General features: G+C 59.7%; 16 protein-coding genes and 1 tRNA gene. All 17 read left to right on the forward strand.

Going from position 1 to position 16,431, the window contains the following annotated elements; genetic code table 11:
• Window positions 1-18: 18 nt before the first annotated feature.
• The 17 genes from O6P39_RS25090 (at window position 19) to O6P39_RS25170 (ending at window position 16,416) form a co-directional block, all read left to right on the forward strand.
• On the forward strand, window positions 19-792 hold the full coding sequence (locus tag O6P39_RS25090) for an ABC transporter ATP-binding protein (RefSeq protein ID WP_207886302.1): 774 nt from the start codon (window positions 19-21) through the stop codon (window positions 790-792).
• Between the two features lie 14 nt (window positions 793-806).
• Entirely contained in the window at window positions 807-1,559 is a 753-nt protein-coding gene (locus tag O6P39_RS25095; protein ID WP_275609069.1) for an ABC transporter substrate-binding protein, read from the forward strand.
• A gap of 56 nt (window positions 1,560-1,615) precedes the next feature.
• Window positions 1,616-2,311, forward strand: a complete 696-nt coding sequence (locus tag O6P39_RS25100) for an ABC transporter permease (protein ID WP_275609070.1) — start codon at window positions 1,616-1,618, stop codon at window positions 2,309-2,311.
• On the forward strand, window positions 2,308-3,000 hold the full coding sequence (locus O6P39_RS25105; RefSeq protein ID WP_275609071.1) for an ABC transporter permease: 693 nt from the start codon (window positions 2,308-2,310) through the stop codon (window positions 2,998-3,000). Before O6P39_RS25100 ends, O6P39_RS25105 begins: the two co-directional genes overlap by 4 nt.
• 66 nt (window positions 3,001-3,066) lie before the next feature.
• Window positions 3,067-4,287, forward strand: a complete 1,221-nt coding sequence (locus O6P39_RS25110; RefSeq protein WP_275609072.1) for a methyltransferase — start codon at window positions 3,067-3,069, stop codon at window positions 4,285-4,287.
• 387 nt (window positions 4,288-4,674) lie between these two features.
• Window positions 4,675-5,154, forward strand: a complete 480-nt coding sequence (locus tag O6P39_RS25115; RefSeq protein ID WP_275609073.1) for a MarR family transcriptional regulator — start codon at window positions 4,675-4,677, stop codon at window positions 5,152-5,154.
• On the forward strand, window positions 5,151-6,632 hold the full coding sequence (locus O6P39_RS25120) for an efflux transporter outer membrane subunit (protein WP_275609074.1): 1,482 nt from the start codon (window positions 5,151-5,153) through the stop codon (window positions 6,630-6,632). Before O6P39_RS25115 ends, O6P39_RS25120 begins: the two co-directional genes overlap by 4 nt.
• A gap of 14 nt (window positions 6,633-6,646) precedes the next feature.
• Complete coding sequence (locus O6P39_RS25125; RefSeq protein WP_275609075.1) at window positions 6,647-7,831, forward strand: efflux RND transporter periplasmic adaptor subunit; 1,185 nt, start codon at window positions 6,647-6,649, stop codon at window positions 7,829-7,831.
• Window positions 7,832-7,844: 13 nt separating this feature from the next.
• Complete coding sequence (locus O6P39_RS25130; RefSeq protein ID WP_275609076.1) at window positions 7,845-9,377, forward strand: DHA2 family efflux MFS transporter permease subunit; 1,533 nt, start codon at window positions 7,845-7,847, stop codon at window positions 9,375-9,377.
• Window positions 9,378-9,450: 73 nt separating this feature from the next.
• Window positions 9,451-9,526 (forward strand) — tRNA-Thr (locus O6P39_RS25135).
• A 328-nt stretch (window positions 9,527-9,854) separates the two neighbouring features.
• Complete coding sequence (locus tag O6P39_RS25140) at window positions 9,855-10,832, forward strand: glycosyltransferase family 2 protein (RefSeq protein ID WP_275609077.1); 978 nt, start codon at window positions 9,855-9,857, stop codon at window positions 10,830-10,832.
• A gap of 4 nt (window positions 10,833-10,836) precedes the next feature.
• Window positions 10,837-11,895 (forward strand): dTDP-glucose 4,6-dehydratase, encoded by a 1,059-nt coding sequence (rfbB, locus tag O6P39_RS25145; protein ID WP_275609078.1) that lies wholly within the window; start codon window positions 10,837-10,839, stop codon window positions 11,893-11,895.
• Entirely contained in the window at window positions 11,892-12,800 is a 909-nt protein-coding gene (gene rfbD / locus O6P39_RS25150; protein ID WP_275609079.1) for a dTDP-4-dehydrorhamnose reductase, read from the forward strand. Before rfbB ends, rfbD begins: the two co-directional genes overlap by 4 nt.
• Window positions 12,797-13,678 (forward strand): glucose-1-phosphate thymidylyltransferase RfbA, encoded by an 882-nt coding sequence (gene rfbA / locus O6P39_RS25155; protein WP_275609080.1) that lies wholly within the window; start codon window positions 12,797-12,799, stop codon window positions 13,676-13,678. Before rfbD ends, rfbA begins: the two co-directional genes overlap by 4 nt.
• Window positions 13,678-14,232: a dTDP-4-dehydrorhamnose 3,5-epimerase gene (gene rfbC, locus O6P39_RS25160; protein ID WP_275609081.1), complete on the forward strand. Its 555-nt coding sequence runs from the start codon at window positions 13,678-13,680 to the stop codon at window positions 14,230-14,232. Before rfbA ends, rfbC begins: the two co-directional genes overlap by 1 nt.
• Window positions 14,233-14,303: 71 nt before the next feature.
• A complete protein-coding gene (locus O6P39_RS25165) occupies window positions 14,304-15,053 on the forward strand; it encodes an ABC transporter permease (RefSeq protein WP_345774681.1) in 750 nt (249 codons plus the stop codon).
• Window positions 15,043-16,416 (forward strand): ABC transporter ATP-binding protein, encoded by a 1,374-nt coding sequence (locus O6P39_RS25170; RefSeq protein ID WP_275609083.1) that lies wholly within the window; start codon window positions 15,043-15,045, stop codon window positions 16,414-16,416. The genes O6P39_RS25165 and O6P39_RS25170 overlap by 11 nt, the downstream gene beginning before the upstream one ends.
• Window positions 16,417-16,431: the final 15 nt, after the last annotated feature.

Genomic DNA, 16,431 nt, shown 5'->3' on the forward strand with positions numbered 1-16,431 from the left:
ACAATAGAGGAGCCCCCTATGGCCGAGGCCATACCCGCACTGGAAATCCGTAATCTGCACAAGCGTTACGGTGACCTGGAAGTGCTGAAAGGCATTTCCCTGACTGCCCGCGACGGCGATGTGATTTCCATCCTCGGCTCCTCCGGTTCCGGCAAATCCACATTCCTGCGCTGCATCAACCTGCTGGAGAACCCGCACCAGGGTCAGATCCTGGTCGCCGGTGAAGAACTCAAGCTGAAGAAGGCCAAGGACGGATCGCTGGTCGCCGCCGACGGCAAGCAGATCAACCGCCTGCGCAGCGAACTGGGTTTCGTCTTCCAGAACTTCAATCTCTGGCCGCACATGAGCATCCTCGACAACATCATCGAGGCCCCGCGCCGCGTGCTGGGCAAGACCCGCGCCGAAGCCACCGAGATCGCCGAGGCGCTGCTGGCCAAGGTCGGCATCGCCGACAAGCGCCACAGCTTCCCGTCCCAGCTTTCCGGCGGTCAGCAGCAGCGCGCCGCCATCGCCCGCACCCTGGCGATGCAGCCCAAGGTCATCCTCTTCGACGAGCCGACGTCCGCACTCGACCCGGAAATGGTCCAGGAAGTACTCAACGTGATCCGCGCGCTCGCCGAGGAAGGCCGCACCATGCTGCTGGTCACCCACGAAATGAACTTTGCCCGCCAGGTTTCCAGCGAGGTGGTGTTCCTCCACCAAGGCCTGGTAGAAGAGCAGGGACCGCCGCAGCAGGTATTCGAAAACCCGCAATCGGCACGCTGCAAACAATTCATGTCCAGCCACCGCTAACGGAGCATCACTGCATGAGCAACTATAAGAAGATCATCCTGGCTGTCGCGGCCACTCTGGCCATCGGGGGCAACGCCATCGCCGCGGAGAAGCTGCGCATCGGTACCGAAGGCGCCTACCCGCCCTTCAACGGCATCGACGCCAGCGGCCAGGTTATCGGCTTCGACGTCGACATCGCCAAGGCCCTGTGCGCCAAGATGAAGACCGAGTGTGACGTCGTGACCTCCGACTGGGACGGCATCATCCCCGCCCTGAACGCCAAGAAGTTCGACTTCATCGTCGCTTCCATGTCGATCACCGACGAGCGCAAGCAGGCCGTGGACTTCACCGCCCCGTACTACACCAACAAGCTGCAGTTCGTGGCGCCCAAGTCGACCGACTTCAAGACCGACAAGGGTTACCTGAAGGGCAAGGTGATCGGTGCCCAGCGCGCGACCGTTGCCGGTACCTGGCTTGAGGACAACATGTCCGACACCGTCACCATCAAGCTGTACGACACCCAGGAAAACGCCTACCTCGACCTCTCCTCGGGCCGCCTCGACGGCGTACTGGCCGACAAGTTCGTGCAGTACGACTGGCTCAAGAGCGACGCCGGCAAGGACTTCGAGTTCAAGGGCGAGCCGGTGTTCGACAACGACAAGATCGGCATCGCCGTGCGCAAGGGTGATCCGCTGCGCGACAAGCTGAATGCCGCTCTGAAGGAAATCGTCGACGACGGTACCTACAAGAAGATCAACGAAAAGTACTTCCCCTTCAGCATCTATTGATGCACGTGCCGCGCCGCCCGGACTCGGGCGGCGCGCGCCCTCAGGCGTGATTCCCCATGATTTTCGACCTGCACGGCTTTGGCGATCAGCTGATCGCCGGCACCTGGATGACGCTCAAGCTCTCGCTTTCCGCAGTCTGCGTCGGACTGATCCTCGGTCTGCTGGGCGCGGTAGCCAAGACGTCCAAGAACAATTTCCTGCGCATGCTCGGCGGCTTCTACACCACCGTGGTGCGTGGCGTACCCGAGACCCTCTGGGTACTGATGATCTACTTCGGCACCGTGACCGGACTGAACGCCCTGGGTGACCTGTTCGGCCACCCCGAGTTCGCCCTGTCGCCCTTCGCCGCCGGTACCTGTGCACTGGGCCTGTGCTTCGGCGCGTATGCCACCGAGGTGTTCCGTGGCGCGCTGCTGGCAATCCCCAAGGGACATCGCGAGGCCGGCCAGGCGCTGGGGCTTTCCGCTCCGCGCATCTTCTGGCGCGTGGTGCTGCCGCAGGTGTGGCGCGTGGCATTGCCGGGCCTGGGCAACCTGTATCTGATCCTGCTGAAGGACACCGCCTTGGTTTCGCTGATCAGCCTCGACGAAATCATGCGCAAGGCCAGCGTCGCATCCAACGCGACCAAGGAGCCCTTCACCTTCTACATGGTGGCCGCACTGATCTACCTGGGTCTGACCATCTTCGTGATGGCCGCCCTGCATTACCTTGAGCGCCGCGCCGGCCGTGGCTTCGTGAGGAACGAGCTATGACCGACTTCGAGCTGATCATCAAGTGGATGCCGAAGATGCTCCTGGGTGTGCAACTGACCCTGGAGCTGCTGGCCATCGCCGTGGTCGCCGGCCTATGCCTGGCAATACCGCTGGGCATCGCCCGCGCCTCGCGGCACTGGTACGTGCGCGCAGTGCCCTATGCCTACGTCTTCTTCTTCCGCGGTACGCCGCTGCTGCTGCAGTTGGCCCTGGTCTACTACGGCCTCGCGCAGTTCGATGCAGTGCGCAAGAGCAGTCTCTGGCCCTATCTGCGCGATCCCTACTGGTGCGCGCTGTTGACCATGACCCTGCATACCGCGGCCTACATCGCGGAAATCCTCCGCGGTGCCATCCACGCCATCCCGTTTGGTGAGGTGGAAGCGGCCCGTGCGCTGGGCATGTCGCGGCGTCAGGCGCTGTTCCACATCATCCTGCCGCGTGCGGCGCGCATTGCCCTGCCGGCCTACAGCAACGAGGTGATCCTCATGCTCAAGGCCAGCGCCGTGGTGTACACCGTGACCCTGTTCGACATCATGGGCATGACCCGCACCATCATCGCGCGCACCTATGAGGCCATGCTGTTCTTCTGCCTGGCCGGCGCGTTCTATCTGCTGATCACCCTGCTGCTGACCCGCATCTTCCGCCTGGTCGAGCACTGGCTGCGCGTCGACATGATGCAAGGCCGCTGATCGGCACGCCCAGCGAGGCACGGGGCCGCTATACTGCGCGCCCCGTGATCTTGCCCGCCGTGCACCGTGCCCCCGAACGACACTCCCCTGACCGGCCCCGACCTGCTCCAGCGCTTTCTGCAGCTGGACGAGTTTCTGTTGCAGCACCAGACGCTCTGGCGGCCGAAGCCGTTCACCGTGCTCGAACTGCCGTGGGAACGCGAACACCCGGAGCTGGCCGGCTGGCTGCGTAGCCGCAGCCTGGAAGAGGCCGATGCGGACCACCACCTCACCGCGCAGCTGCACGCTCCCGCACCCTTTCCCGAACTGGCAGCCCGTGCCGCACAGCTGTCCGCCGTCGGGGAATTGCCAGCAGTCGCGCTCGGTCAGTTGCCCACAGCCCTGACCGTCGATGTGCCCGGCCGCAAGTGGCAACAGATCGAGGCATTCGCCAGCCGCCTGGGCTTCGCCCAGTCACCTCGCCAGTGGCTCGACTGGTGCGCTGGAAAAGGCCATCTCGGCCGTTTGCTGGCACGCGATGGCAATCCGCTGCTCAGCCTGGAATACGACGCCGCCCTGGTGGAGGACGGGCAGCGCCTGAGCGATCGACTGAAGCTGCAGGCCACCCACCGCCAGCAGGATGTGCTTGCCGCCAATGCCGCCGAGCACCTGGAAAGCGAGCAGACAGCGGTGGCCCTGCACGCCTGCGGCGACCTGCACGTTCGGCTGCTGCAACTGGCCAGCGAGCGCGGCTGCCGCCAATTGGCCGTCGCGCCCTGCTGTTATAACCGTATCGACAGCGACAACTACCAGCCCCTCTCTGGCGCTGCACAAGGCTCGACACTGCTGCTGTCGCGAGACGACCTGCGCCTGCCGCTGGCCGAAACCGTCACCGCCGGCGCGCGCGTGCGCCGACAGCGCGACCGCTCGATGGCGCGCCGCCTGGCCTTCGACCTGCTGCAACGGGATCTGCGGGGGACCGACGACTACTTGCCGGTCCCCTCGGTCCCACCGACCTGGCTCGACAAGCCGTTCTCAGACTACTGCCGCGACCTGGCCGCGCTGAAAGGCCTGCCATCCCCCACCGAGCGCGACTGGTCGGACCTGGAGGCGCAGGGCTGGAAACGCCTGGCCGTGGTGCGCAACCTGGAACTGGTGCGCGGGCTATTCCGTCGTCCACTGGAGCTATGGCTACTGCTGGATCGAGCGCTCTTTCTCCAGGAGCGTGGTTATAAGGTCACCCTCGGCGGCTTCTGCGAGCCCCGCATGACCCCCCGCAATCTGCTCCTGCTCGCGGAACGCTTCTGAGACGGGCGTTCCAGCCATCCATCCACAGCTGCTGTGGATAACTCTGTTGAAATCACCGAGAAAAATAGCGCTCAAGCCCAGCCCAGCGGGCACCGGGGCTCTTTGGCCATTTTCCGAACTTTTTCTTAAATCCTTTAAAAACAAGCGATTAGAAAAAGCCGTGATGGACCTCACAATGAATATTCAATTTCTTCAGCAAAACGCCGAGCACTGTGCATAAGGCCCCGGCTACGCATCCCGTCCTCACAGAACTTGTTGCTCCACGCACATCAATTTCGATTCATGGAATTGATTGTTCCCTCGTGGCGACAATCCCCTCTTGTCAATCCCTGCCTAAGCAGTAATATTTCGAAATATATCCCTGCCTAGACAGCTATTAGTCTTGCCATGAATCACTACGACGTCGCGGATTTTCCCTTCAAGGGCTCCATCGGCCACCTCCTGGGGGCCAGCGCGCTCCTCAAGGACCGCCTGCTGGACAAGCACCTGGCACACTTGGATATCACCGCGGCCCAGTTCAAGGTGCTGTTCTTCATCGGCCACGACCGCGCCAATACTCCGGCCGAGCTGTGCCGCGAACTGTCCATCGACAGCGGCTCGATGACGCGGATGCTCGATCGCCTGGCGCGCAAGGACCTGCTGGTCCGCCAGCCCTGCCAGAACGACCGGCGCAGCGTACGCCTGCACCTCAGCGCGGCCGGCCAGGCAGTGCACGCCCAGTCCCCACAGATCGCCGCGGCGGCGATGAACGAGTTGGTCGGCAGTCTTTCCCGCGAAGAACTGCACACCCTGACCAGCCTGCTCGACAAGATCCTGCATGCACACGGCGTGCTACCCATCGATCGGGCGCAGGAGAACAGAGCATGACGCCCTTGCGCATCGCCCGCCTGCCGGCCTGCATGCTTGGCGCGGCGCTGAGCCTTGCGGGCTGCGTCAGCTCCTCGGGCTTGCTGCCCAGCGGCCAGGCCACCGACCCCGCCAGCCTGAAAGCCGGCACTACCCTCGATGGCACAACCCTGTCCCCCGCCGCCTGGCCCAGCCAGCGCTGGTGGACCAGCTTGGGCGATCCGCAACTGGACCACCTGATCGACGAAGCCCTGCGCGGCACGCCGGACCTGGACATCGCCAGCGCCCGCGCGCGCCAGGCCATCGCCGCCGCCCAGGCGCAGGACGCCGACCGCCTGCCCAGCGTGAAGGGCACCGCCAGCTACGCCGGCATCCGCGCCCCCGAAAGCGTGCTTCCCGCCCCGATGGGGGGGCGTTATTCGGCAGTGAAGTACCTGTCGCTGAGCTTCAGCTATGACCTGGACCTGTGGGGCGGCAAGCGCGCCGCCTGGGAAGCGGCCCTGGGTCAGGCCAACGCCGCCGAAGTCGACCGCCAGGCCGCGTCGATCACACTCTCCACCAACGTCGCCCGCGCCTACAGCAACCTGGCCCACGCCTTCGTCGTCCGCGACCTGGCCCGTGACGAGCTGGAGCGCTCGCAGCACCTCTACCAGCTCAGCCAGAAGCGCATGGATGCCGGCCTGGACAGCAAAGTCCAGTTGCAGCAGACGCAGACCCAGGTCGCCAGCGCCAAGCAGCAACTGGCCGCTGCGGAACAGGAAATCGCCAGCGACCGCATCGCCCTGGCCGTGCTGCTGGGCCAGGGCCCGGACCGCGGGCAGAGCCTGCAGCGCCCGCAGGTACTAAAGCCTGGCGCTCTGGCGCTGCCCTCGAACCTGCCTGCCGAACTGCTCGGGCGCCGCCCGGACATCGTCGCCGCGCGCTGGCGCGTCGAGGCGAGCGCCAAGGACATCCAGTCGGCCAAGACCGAGTTCTATCCGAACCTCAACCTGGGGGCGATGGTCGGCCTGGCCGCGATGCATACCGAGGACGTGCTGAAGGCGCCGAGCCGCTTCTTCCAGATCGCCCCGGCGATTTCCCTGCCGATTTTCGACGGCGGCCGCCTGCGCGCGAACCTCGCCGGGAAAGACGCCGACTATGACCTGGCCGTCGCCCAGTACAACAAGACCCTGGTCAACGCCCTCGGCGAAGTCACCGACGACCTCGGCCGGCTGCGCTCGCTGGAGCAGCAGATCGACGACCAGCGCGAGGCCAGGGACATTGCCAAGTCCAACTTCGACCTGGCCATGCGCCGCTACGGCGAAGGCGTCGGCAACTACCTGGATGCCCTCAGCGTGCAGCAGCAGTTGCTGGTGGCCGAGCGCCAACTGGCCAATCTGGACGCCCAGCGCATCGATCTCTCGGTCCAGCTCGTCCAGGCCCTGGGCGGCGGCTACCAGCCCGATACCACCTCCACTCCCGCCCCGCTCGCCCAGGCGAACGAGGCCGCCGCGCATTGAACGAGGCACCCGACATGAGCACCCCCACTCAAGAAATCCCGAACGGCAATCCCAAGCGCAAGCGCTGGCTGCTGATCCTGCTCGCCGTCGTCGTACTGGCCGGCCTTGCCAGCGTGGTCTGGCAGATCATTTACGGCCGCTGGCACGAAGACACCGAAGACGCCTATGTGAACGGCAACGTCGTACAGATCACCCCGCAGATCACCGGCACCGTGGTCAGCATCGGCGCCGATGACGGCGACCTGGTGCAGAAAGGCCAGGTACTGGTGAAGTTCGACCCGAGCGACGCCGACATCGCCCTGCAGCAGGCCGAAGCCAACCTCGCGCGCACCGTGCGTCAGGTTCGCGGTCTGTTCAGCAACGTCGACGGCTACAAGGCCGACGTGGCGGCGAAGAAGGTCGCCCTGGCCAAGGCCGAAGCGGACTTCAAGCGCCGGCAGAATCTCGCCAACGACGGCGCCATTTCCCAGGAGGAACTGGCCCACGCCCGCGACGCCCTGGACACCGCGCGCAGCTCGCTGACCAGCGCCGAACAACAGCTGGACACCAACCGCGCGCTGATCGACGACACCGTTATCGCCTCCCATCCGGACGTCAAGGCCGCGGCCGCCAAGCTGCGCCAGGCCTACCTGGACGACGCCCGCGCGGTGATCATCGCGCCGGTCACCGGCTACGTTGCCAAGCGCACCGTGCAGGTCGGCCAGCGCGTGCAGCCGGGCGCCGCGCTGATGGCGGTGATTCCCCTGGACCAGGTGTGGATCGACGCCAACTTCAAGGAAACCCAGCTCAAGCACATGCGCATCGGCCAACCGGTGGAAATTCGCTCCGACCTCTATGGCAGCGAAGTGAAGTACTCCGGCACCGTCGACAGCCTCGGCGTCGGCACCGGCAGCGCCTTCTCCCTGCTGCCGGCGCAGAACGCCACCGGCAACTGGATCAAGATCGTCCAGCGCGTACCCGTGCGCATCCGCATCAGCCCGGACGAGCTGGCCAAGCACCCACTGCGCATCGGCCTGTCGATGAGCGTCAACGTCAACCTGCACGACCAGAGCGGCCCAGCCCTGGCCCAGCAGTCACCGCGCGAAGCGCTGTTCTCCACCGACGTCTATCAGCAGCAGCTGGCCTCCGCCGACCAACTGATCGAACAGCTGATCCACGCCAACCTGGCCGACGCCACCCACCGCACCGCGCAGCGCTGATGCCCCCGACGCCATGAGCCAGAACAGCAGCTTCTCCCCGCCCAGCCTGGTGATGGCCACCATCGGCCTGTCGCTGGCGACCTTCATGCAGGTGCTGGACACCACGATCGCCAACGTGGCGCTGCCGACCATCTCCGGCAACCTGGGCGTCAGCTCCGAACAGGGCACCTGGGTGATCACCTCCTTCGCGGTGAGCAACGCCATCGCCCTGCCGCTGACCGGTTGGCTCAGCCGGAAAGTCGGGGAGGTACGGCTGTTCATCGCCGCCACCCTGCTGTTCGTGATCGCCTCCTTCCTTTGCGGCGTTGCACAGCAGATGGGCATGCTGGTGGGCTTTCGCGCCCTGCAGGGCTTCGTCGCCGGGCCGCTCTACCCGATCACCCAGACCCTGCTGATCTCCATCTACCCTCCCGCCAAACGCGGGATGGCACTGGCGCTACTGGCCATGGTGACGGTGGTCGCGCCCATCGCCGGACCGATCCTCGGCGGCTGGATCACCGACAGCTACAGCTGGCCGTGGATCTTCTTCATCAACGTGCCCATCGGCCTGTTCGCCGCCATGGTGGTTTACCAGCAGCTACGCGAGCGACCGGTAGTGATCAAGCACGCACCAATGGACTACATGGGGCTGGCGATGCTGGTGCTGGGCGTCGGCGCCCTGCAGATCGTGCTCGACAAGGGCAATGATCTGGACTGGTTCGAGTCCAACTTCATCATCGGCGGCACGGTGGTCGCGGTGATCGCCCTGGCCGTGTTCGTGATCTGGGAGCTGACCGACCGTCACCCGATCGTCAATCTGCGACTGTTCGTGCACCGCAACTTCACCGTCGGAACCCTGGCCCTGGTCGGCGGCTACGCCGGCTTCTTCGGCATGGGCCTGCTGCTGCCGCTGTGGCTGCAGACGCAGATGGGCTACACCGCCACCTGGGCGGGCCTGGCGGCGGCGCCGATCGGCGTCCTGCCGATCTTCCTGTCACCGGTCGTCGGACGCTACGCACAGAGCTTCGACCTGCGCGTGGTCGCCGGCCTGGCCTTCCTGACGATGGCCGCGACCTGCTTCATGCGCGCCAACTTCACCACCGAAGTCGATTACACCCACGTCGCCCTGGTGCAGATGTTCATGGGCTTCGGCGTGGCATTCTTCTTCATGCCGATCCTCAGCATCCTGCTCTCGGACCTGCCGCCGGACCAGATCGCCGACGGCTCGGGCCTGGCCACCTTCCTGCGCACCCTGGCCGGCAGCTTCGCCGCCTCCCTGACCACCTGGCTGTGGAACCGCCGCGCCACCATGCACCACGCCTACCTGACCGAAAACCTCAGCCCATACGATCCGGCTACCCAAGCGACCGTCGATCAGCTCGGCGGCCCCGGCCAACACAGCGCCGCCCTGCTGGAGCGCATGGTGGAAAGCCAGGCCTACATGATCTCCACCATCGACTACTTCACCCTGCTGGGCTGGCTGTTCCTCGCCATGCTGGTGGTCATCTGCCTGGCCAAGCCGCCCTTCGGCGCCAAACCCGGTGCGGCTACGGCGGGCGGGCACTGATCAGGCACTGCATCACACTGCAAAATCAGTGGTTTACACCCCAGTCGGCGCCGCTATAATGGCGGCCCTCCTTGCCGGTATAGCTCAGCTGGTAGAGCAACTGACTTGTAATCAGTAGGTCCCGGGTTCGATTCCTGGTGCCGGCACCATGATTGCCAAACACAAAGGCCCACCTCTGGTGGGCCTTTGTGTTTCTGGGGCACTGCAGAGAAATCTTTAGACGAATGGCGCACTGCCCCAGGAACCTTCAGGCTCGCACCGAATCTACAGGCTCTTTATCTGAACCTGCCGCTGCCGCCCGATAATGGTGAAAACCGGAGCAACGACATAGGTTTACTGAGAAGGCTGCATGAATATAATACGTCCTCTTCTGCCAAACCCTGCCGCGATCAGGTCGAGGCTCAGCAGCACTGGCGCCATCCCGCGCACCAGCAGGCCAACTTGTAACATGCGGATGGAACCGCTAGGGGCACAGCAGTGATCGCCAAGAGCGCGATTGAGGCACAGGATCAGTACAAGGCTCTAGGCGCCCGTGATACGCGGGTCGCCATCCTGTTGTCGACCTATAACGGCGCCGCGTTTCTCCGGGAACAACTCGACTCGCTGATCGGGCAGACCTATGGCAACTGGGTCATCCATGCCTCCGATGACGGATCCAGTGATGAAACGCTCGAGATCCTGAGGACTTACCAGAAGGAGCTTGGTACAGATCGTCTTGTGATCTGGGAAGGACCACGTCGCGGGTTCTCCTCCAATTTCCTGTCCTTGCTCAAGCGCCCCTCTCTTGACGCTGCCTTCTTTGCTTATTGCGACCAGGATGATGTCTGGGCGCCCAATAAACTGGAGCAGGCGATGCTCTGGTGCCAACGCATACCCCAAAATCGGCCGGCTCTCTACTGCAGTCGTACGCAGTTGATCGATGAAGCTGGCCGACCGATCGGTCTGTCCCCCCTTTTCCGTGCTGCGCCAACGTTCCGCAATGCTTTGGTGCAGAGCATTGCCGGCGGCAACACCATGCTGTTCAACGTCGCAACGCGCAATCTCTTGATGAAGACCCGGGACAGCGACCCGATAATTTCCCATGACTGGTGGACCTATCTTGTCGTTTCTGGATGCGGTGGCATCATCGAGTACGACGCCAAGCCCAGCATCGGCTACCGCCAGCACGGAAAAAATCTGATTGGTTCTAACGCCAGTTTTACGGACCGCCTGAGACGACTGCGCAAGATGATGGCGGGCACGTTCAAAGCGTGGAACGACGCCAATCTCCGTGCCATGACGGCTATACAGCCTTGTCTGAATGACGACAGCCAACAAGCCTTAGTGCTTTTTGCTCAAGCTAGACAATCAAACCTTTTTAAACGAATGATTCTGATCCTGCGATCAGGAGTATATCGGCAGACACTGCTAGGCAATCTGGGCCTGATAGCTGCCGCCATTCTTCAGAGATTATGACCTGATGACCATTCTCGTAACCGGCAGCGCTGGCTTTATTGGTGCCAATTTTGTCCTGGACTGGCTGGCCGCACATGATGAGCCAGTCATTAGTCTCGACAAGCTGACATACGCAGGTAATAGAAAAAATCTGGCCAGCCTGGACGATGATGCTCGCCATCTATTCGTGCAAGGGGACATTGGTGATGATGCTTTGGTGTCTCGCCTACTGAACGAACACCAACCGCGAGCCATCATCAACTTCGCCGCCGAGTCCCACGTGGATCGATCGATCCATGGCCCGGAAGACTTCATTCAAACCAACATTGTCGGCACCTTCCGATTGCTGGAAAGCGTCCGCGCGCACTGGAGCAGTCTGCCCGCACAGCAACAGGCTGAGTTTCGCTTCTTACACGTTTCCACGGATGAGGTTTACGGGTCTCTGGCGCCACATGCCCATGCGTTCACCGAGACCCACAAATACGAGCCGAACAGTCCCTATTCCGCATCCAAGGCTGCTTCCGACCACCTGGTCCGCGCCTACCACCATACCTATGGCCTTCCGGTACTCACCACCAATTGTTCAAATAATTATGGGCCCTATCATTTTCCCGAAAAACTGATCCCCCTGAGCATTCACAACGCACTGAACGGGAAGCCGCTCCCCATTTACGGTGATGGCCAACAGATCCGCGACTGGCTGTACGTCAAGGATCACTGCAGCGCCATTCGCCGAGTACTCGAGGGCGGCAAGCCTGGTGAGACTTACAATGTTGGCGGTTGGAATGAAAAGGCCAATATCGACGTTGTCCATACCCTCTGCGACATTCTGGATCAAGAGCGCCCCCGCCTTGATGGCCAGAGCTACCGCACTCAGATTACTTTCGTGAAGGACCGTCCGGGCCATGATCGCCGCTATGCAATCGATGCTTCTCGACTTGAGCGTGAACTGGGTTGGAGACCTGCCGAAACCTTCGAAACCGGCATCCGTAAGACTGTTCACTGGTACCTGAATAACCAGGATTGGGTCAATAACGTCACCAGCGGTAGCTATCGGGAATGGGTAGGCAAGCAATACGCATGAATAAGATTGTTCTCCTGGGCGCTGATGGCCAGGTGGGTTGGGAACTCCAGCGCTCTCTGGCGCCACTTGGGCAACTGGTGGTCTGTAACCGACAGCGTGCAGACCTGAGCGACCTTGAAGGCCTAGACCGGCTTGTCCGCGATGAACGCCCGAACATTATCGTTAATGCGGGCGCATACACTGCGGTGGACAAGGCTGAAAGCGCTATCAACACAGCCCGCAGGGTCAATGCAGAAGCCGTCGCAACCCTGGCTAAGGCTGCGCGTGAGATCAACGCCTGGCTTGTGCACTACTCCACCGATTACGTTTTCGATGGCAGTGGCGACGCCCCATTCAGCGAGGACGCCACCACCGCTCCTCTGAGTGTCTACGGACTGACCAAGCTTGAAGGTGAAGAAGCCATCCGTGCAAGTGAATGCCATCACCTGATTTTCCGCACCAGCTGGGTATACGCCGCCCGAGGCGGAAATTTTGCCAAGACGATTCTCCGACTGGCGAAAGAGCGAGAAGAGCTGCGTGTGATAGCCGACCAGATCGGCGCGCCGACAAGTGCCGAACTAATCGCTGACGTCACCAGCCTAGTATTACATCGCACCCTCCAGGACCCCAGCCTTCATGATCGCGCTGCCGGCACCTATCACCTCGTCGCCGGTGGAGAAACAAGCTGGCATAGCTACGCGCAGTTCGTGATCAGCGAAGCTATACGGCTCGGGGTTCAACTCCGCACCACACCGGAAAAAGTTGCTCCCATCACCACCTGCGAATACCCCCTGCCAGCGAAGCGACCGGCAAACTCGCGCCTCAACAATGCCAAGCTGCAGAGCACTTTCGACATCCTGCTTCCCGATTGGGAGTATCACGTTCAGCGCATGATCCGAGAATTGGCGGACCAGGGCTCTATATGAAACGTAAAGGAATCATTCTCGCCGGCGGGTCCGGCACACGGCTACACCCGGCAACCCTGGCTATTTCCAAGCAGTTGCTGCCTGTCTACGACAAGCCGATGATCTACTACCCGCTAAGCACTTTGATGCTGGCAGGCATCCGCGACATCCTGATCATTTCCACTCCGCAAGATACCCCGCGCTTCCAGCAATTGCTCGGCAACGGCAACCAGTGGGGCTTGAACCTGCAATATGCAGTGCAGCCTTCACCAGATGGACTGGCGCAAGCATTCCTGATTGGAGCAGAGTTCATTGGCAATGATCCATGTGCACTGGTACTGGGCGATAACATCTATCACGGCCATGACTTCCAAGAGCTGCTGCTGAACGCAATGCAGCGCAGTATAGGTGCCAGCGTATTTGCCTATCACGTGCTTGATCCGGAACGCTATGGCGTGGTCGAGTTTGATGAAAAAGGCAAAGCCATCAGCCTAGAAGAAAAACCCGCCAAGCCAAAGTCAAACTATGCCGTAACCGGTCTCTACTTCTACGACAATCGGGTAATTGAGATCGCCAAGAGTATCAAGCCATCCGCACGTGGAGAGCTTGAGATTACTGACATCAACAAAACTTACCTTGAACTGAATGAATTGTCTGTTGAAATCATGGGCCGTGGTTATGCTTGGCTAGACACTGGTACTCACGACTCTCTATTGGAAGCCAGCCACTTCATTGCAACCCTGGAGAACAGGCAGGGACTCAAGGTCGCCTGTCCGGAAGAGATTGCATATAGACAGAAATGGATTGACGCTGAAGCCCTGCTTTCGCTAGCTGAGCCACTATCCAAGAATGGCTACGGCCAATATCTGAAACGCCTTCTAGTCGAGACTGTCTACTGATGAAATCTATCCGCCTAGCCATTCCTGACGTAGTGCTGTTGACACCAAATATCTTCGGTGATGATCGTGGCTTTTTCTATGAGAGCTTCAATCACAAGAAATTCGAAGAGATCATCGGTCGCTCCGTGGAGTTTGTGCAGGACAATCACTCCTGTTCCTCCTGTGGAGTACTCCGGGGATTGCACTATCAGGTCAACACACCTCAAGGGAAACTCGTCCGCGTCACATGCGGAGAGGTTTTTGACGTCGCGGTAGATCTGCGCAGAAGTTCAGAAACCTTTGGCAAATGGGTTGGCGCTATTTTGAGCGCAGAAAATAAGCAGCAGCTGTGGATCCCAGAAGGATTTGCCCACGGATTCCTCGTCCTCTCGGATGTCGCTGAGTTCCTTTACAAGACAACGGACTACTACTCCCCTTCCGATGAACGCTGCATCAGCTGGCGCGACAAGGACTTAGGGATCGAATGGCCGCACCTAGCAGATGTCGGAGAACCCACCCTTTCTGCAAAGGACGCAGCGGGCCTTAACTTCAAACTTGCGGAGACTTATCCGTGAGCAGACGCACACCCTCCAGCCCACTCTCTCTCCTCATCAGCGTGAAGAATAATTTCCAGATAATCACGCAAATGACAAAGCGTGACGTGATAGGCCGATACAAAGGATCGGTCATGGGAATTCTCTGGTCATTTCTCAACCCCCTTTTTATGCTTGCCGTATACACTTTCGTATTCTCGGTTGTATTCAAAGCTCGCTGGGGAAATTCTGCTACTGAAAGCAAAGGGGACTTTGCGATTATCCTGTTCGCCGGGATGATTGTACACGGTCTATTTGCCGAGGCTCTCAACCGAGCCCCAGGGCTTATTCTAGGAAATGCCAACTATGTAAAGAAGGTTATTTTCCCTCTTGAAATTCTTCCAATAGTAGCTGTGGGTGCCGCTCTCTTTCATGGCCTGATCAGCCTGCTAGTTCTTACTGCTGCGATTCTTGTACTCGGGAAGCCTCTACACTGGACAGTTTTAATAACACCTCTCGTGCTTCTCCCCCTTCTTATATTTACCCTTGGCTTGACTTGGTTCATTGCATCACTCGGCGTCTACCTCAGAGATGTTGGGCAGACAGTCGGAATTATTACGACCATCATGCTTTTCCTTTCTCCCGTATTCTTCCCTATAAGCGCGCTGCCTGAAAATATGCAGCCGATGATGATGGCCAATCCTCTAACATTCATCATCGAGCAGGTTCGCCAAGTATTGATCTGGGGTAATATTCCTGACTGGCCGGGCTTAGCATTTTACCTGCTGATATCCTGCTTAGTTGCATGGCTGGGTTACGCGTGGTTCCAGAAGACTCGTAGAGGTTTCGCCGATGTCCTCTAATAATGAAATCACAATCAACGCCGAAGGCCTTTCGAAGTGTTTTCATATTTACAACCGTCCTCGGGACAGGCTCAAGCAGGCGATCATCCCTAAGCTGCAGAAGTTGCATGGCAGCAAACCCAAGAACTACGCTCAGGAATTCTGGGCACTCAGTAATGTTTCATTCCAACTTCGCAAAGGCGAAGCGATCGGAATCATTGGGCGAAATGGGGCTGGCAAATCCACACTTCTTCAACTGTTGTGCGGAACACTATCTCCTACTCACGGCAACGTTGAAGTAAATGGTCGAGTAGCAGCACTGCTTGAGCTCGGCTCTGGTTTCAACCCAGAGTTCTCCGGGCGCGAAAACGTCTACATGAATGCCATGCTCCTTGGCCTAACCAAAGAGCAAGTTGATGCTCGCTTCGAACAAATAGAAGCCTTCGCTGAAATTGGACAGTTCATTGATCAGCCGGTCAAGAACTACTCTAGCGGTATGTTTGTGAGACTGGCCTTTGCAGTAGTTGCACACGTCGATGCGGATGTTTTGATCATCGACGAGGCACTTGCAGTAGGCGATGCACTTTTCACACAAAAATGCATGCGCTTTATTCGAAAATTCCGAGAGAACCATACTCTCCTCTTTGTTAGTCACGACATCTCGTCGGTAATGAACCTCTGCGACAAGGCAATCTGGCTGGAAAAAGGCGAACTTGTCGCATACGGCCCATCCAAAGAAGTATGCGAGAAGTATGTCAACAGCCTTCTCCAGGCTCAAGCCATAGACGAGAGCAACTCGACTTCGATTCTTCCAAAGGAAAGAATCGATCGCGTCAAAGCAAATTCTCTCCAATGGAGAGATCAGCGAAGTGACTTCATAAATTCCAGCAATCTACGAAATGACCTTGAGATATTCAAGTTCAGCCCATCGGACAAAGATTACTCGACACAAGACACCACAATAACCGACGTCAAATTTCTTGACAGCAGCGGCCACCCACTTACCTGGTCCGTCGGCGGTGAAAAAGTATGCTTGCGCATAGAAGTTGAAACCAAGAGACAAATTCCAAAACCAATTATCGGCTTCTCTGTAAAAGACCGACTGGGCCAATCACTTTTTGGCGACAACACATATCTAAGCTTTCGAGAAAATGACTGCTCGATAAGTAAAAACAGCACTTTCACGGGTGAGTTCGAATTCTTCATGCCCTGGCTACCCACTGGAGACTATACGATTCAAGTTGCGGTCGCCAATGGCACACAGGAAAACCACAGCCAACTCCACTGGATTCACGACGCCATACTATTCAAGTCGCATCACAACCCAGTGTCTACTGGCTTGATCGGAATCCCGATGACAGATATTCGGCTTTACGAATCGTAAATTATTGCCTATATG

Origin of the sequence: Pseudomonas sp. PSE14 (assembly GCF_029203285.1) — a bacterium.
Taxonomy (GTDB): domain Bacteria; phylum Pseudomonadota; class Gammaproteobacteria; order Pseudomonadales; family Pseudomonadaceae; genus Pseudomonas.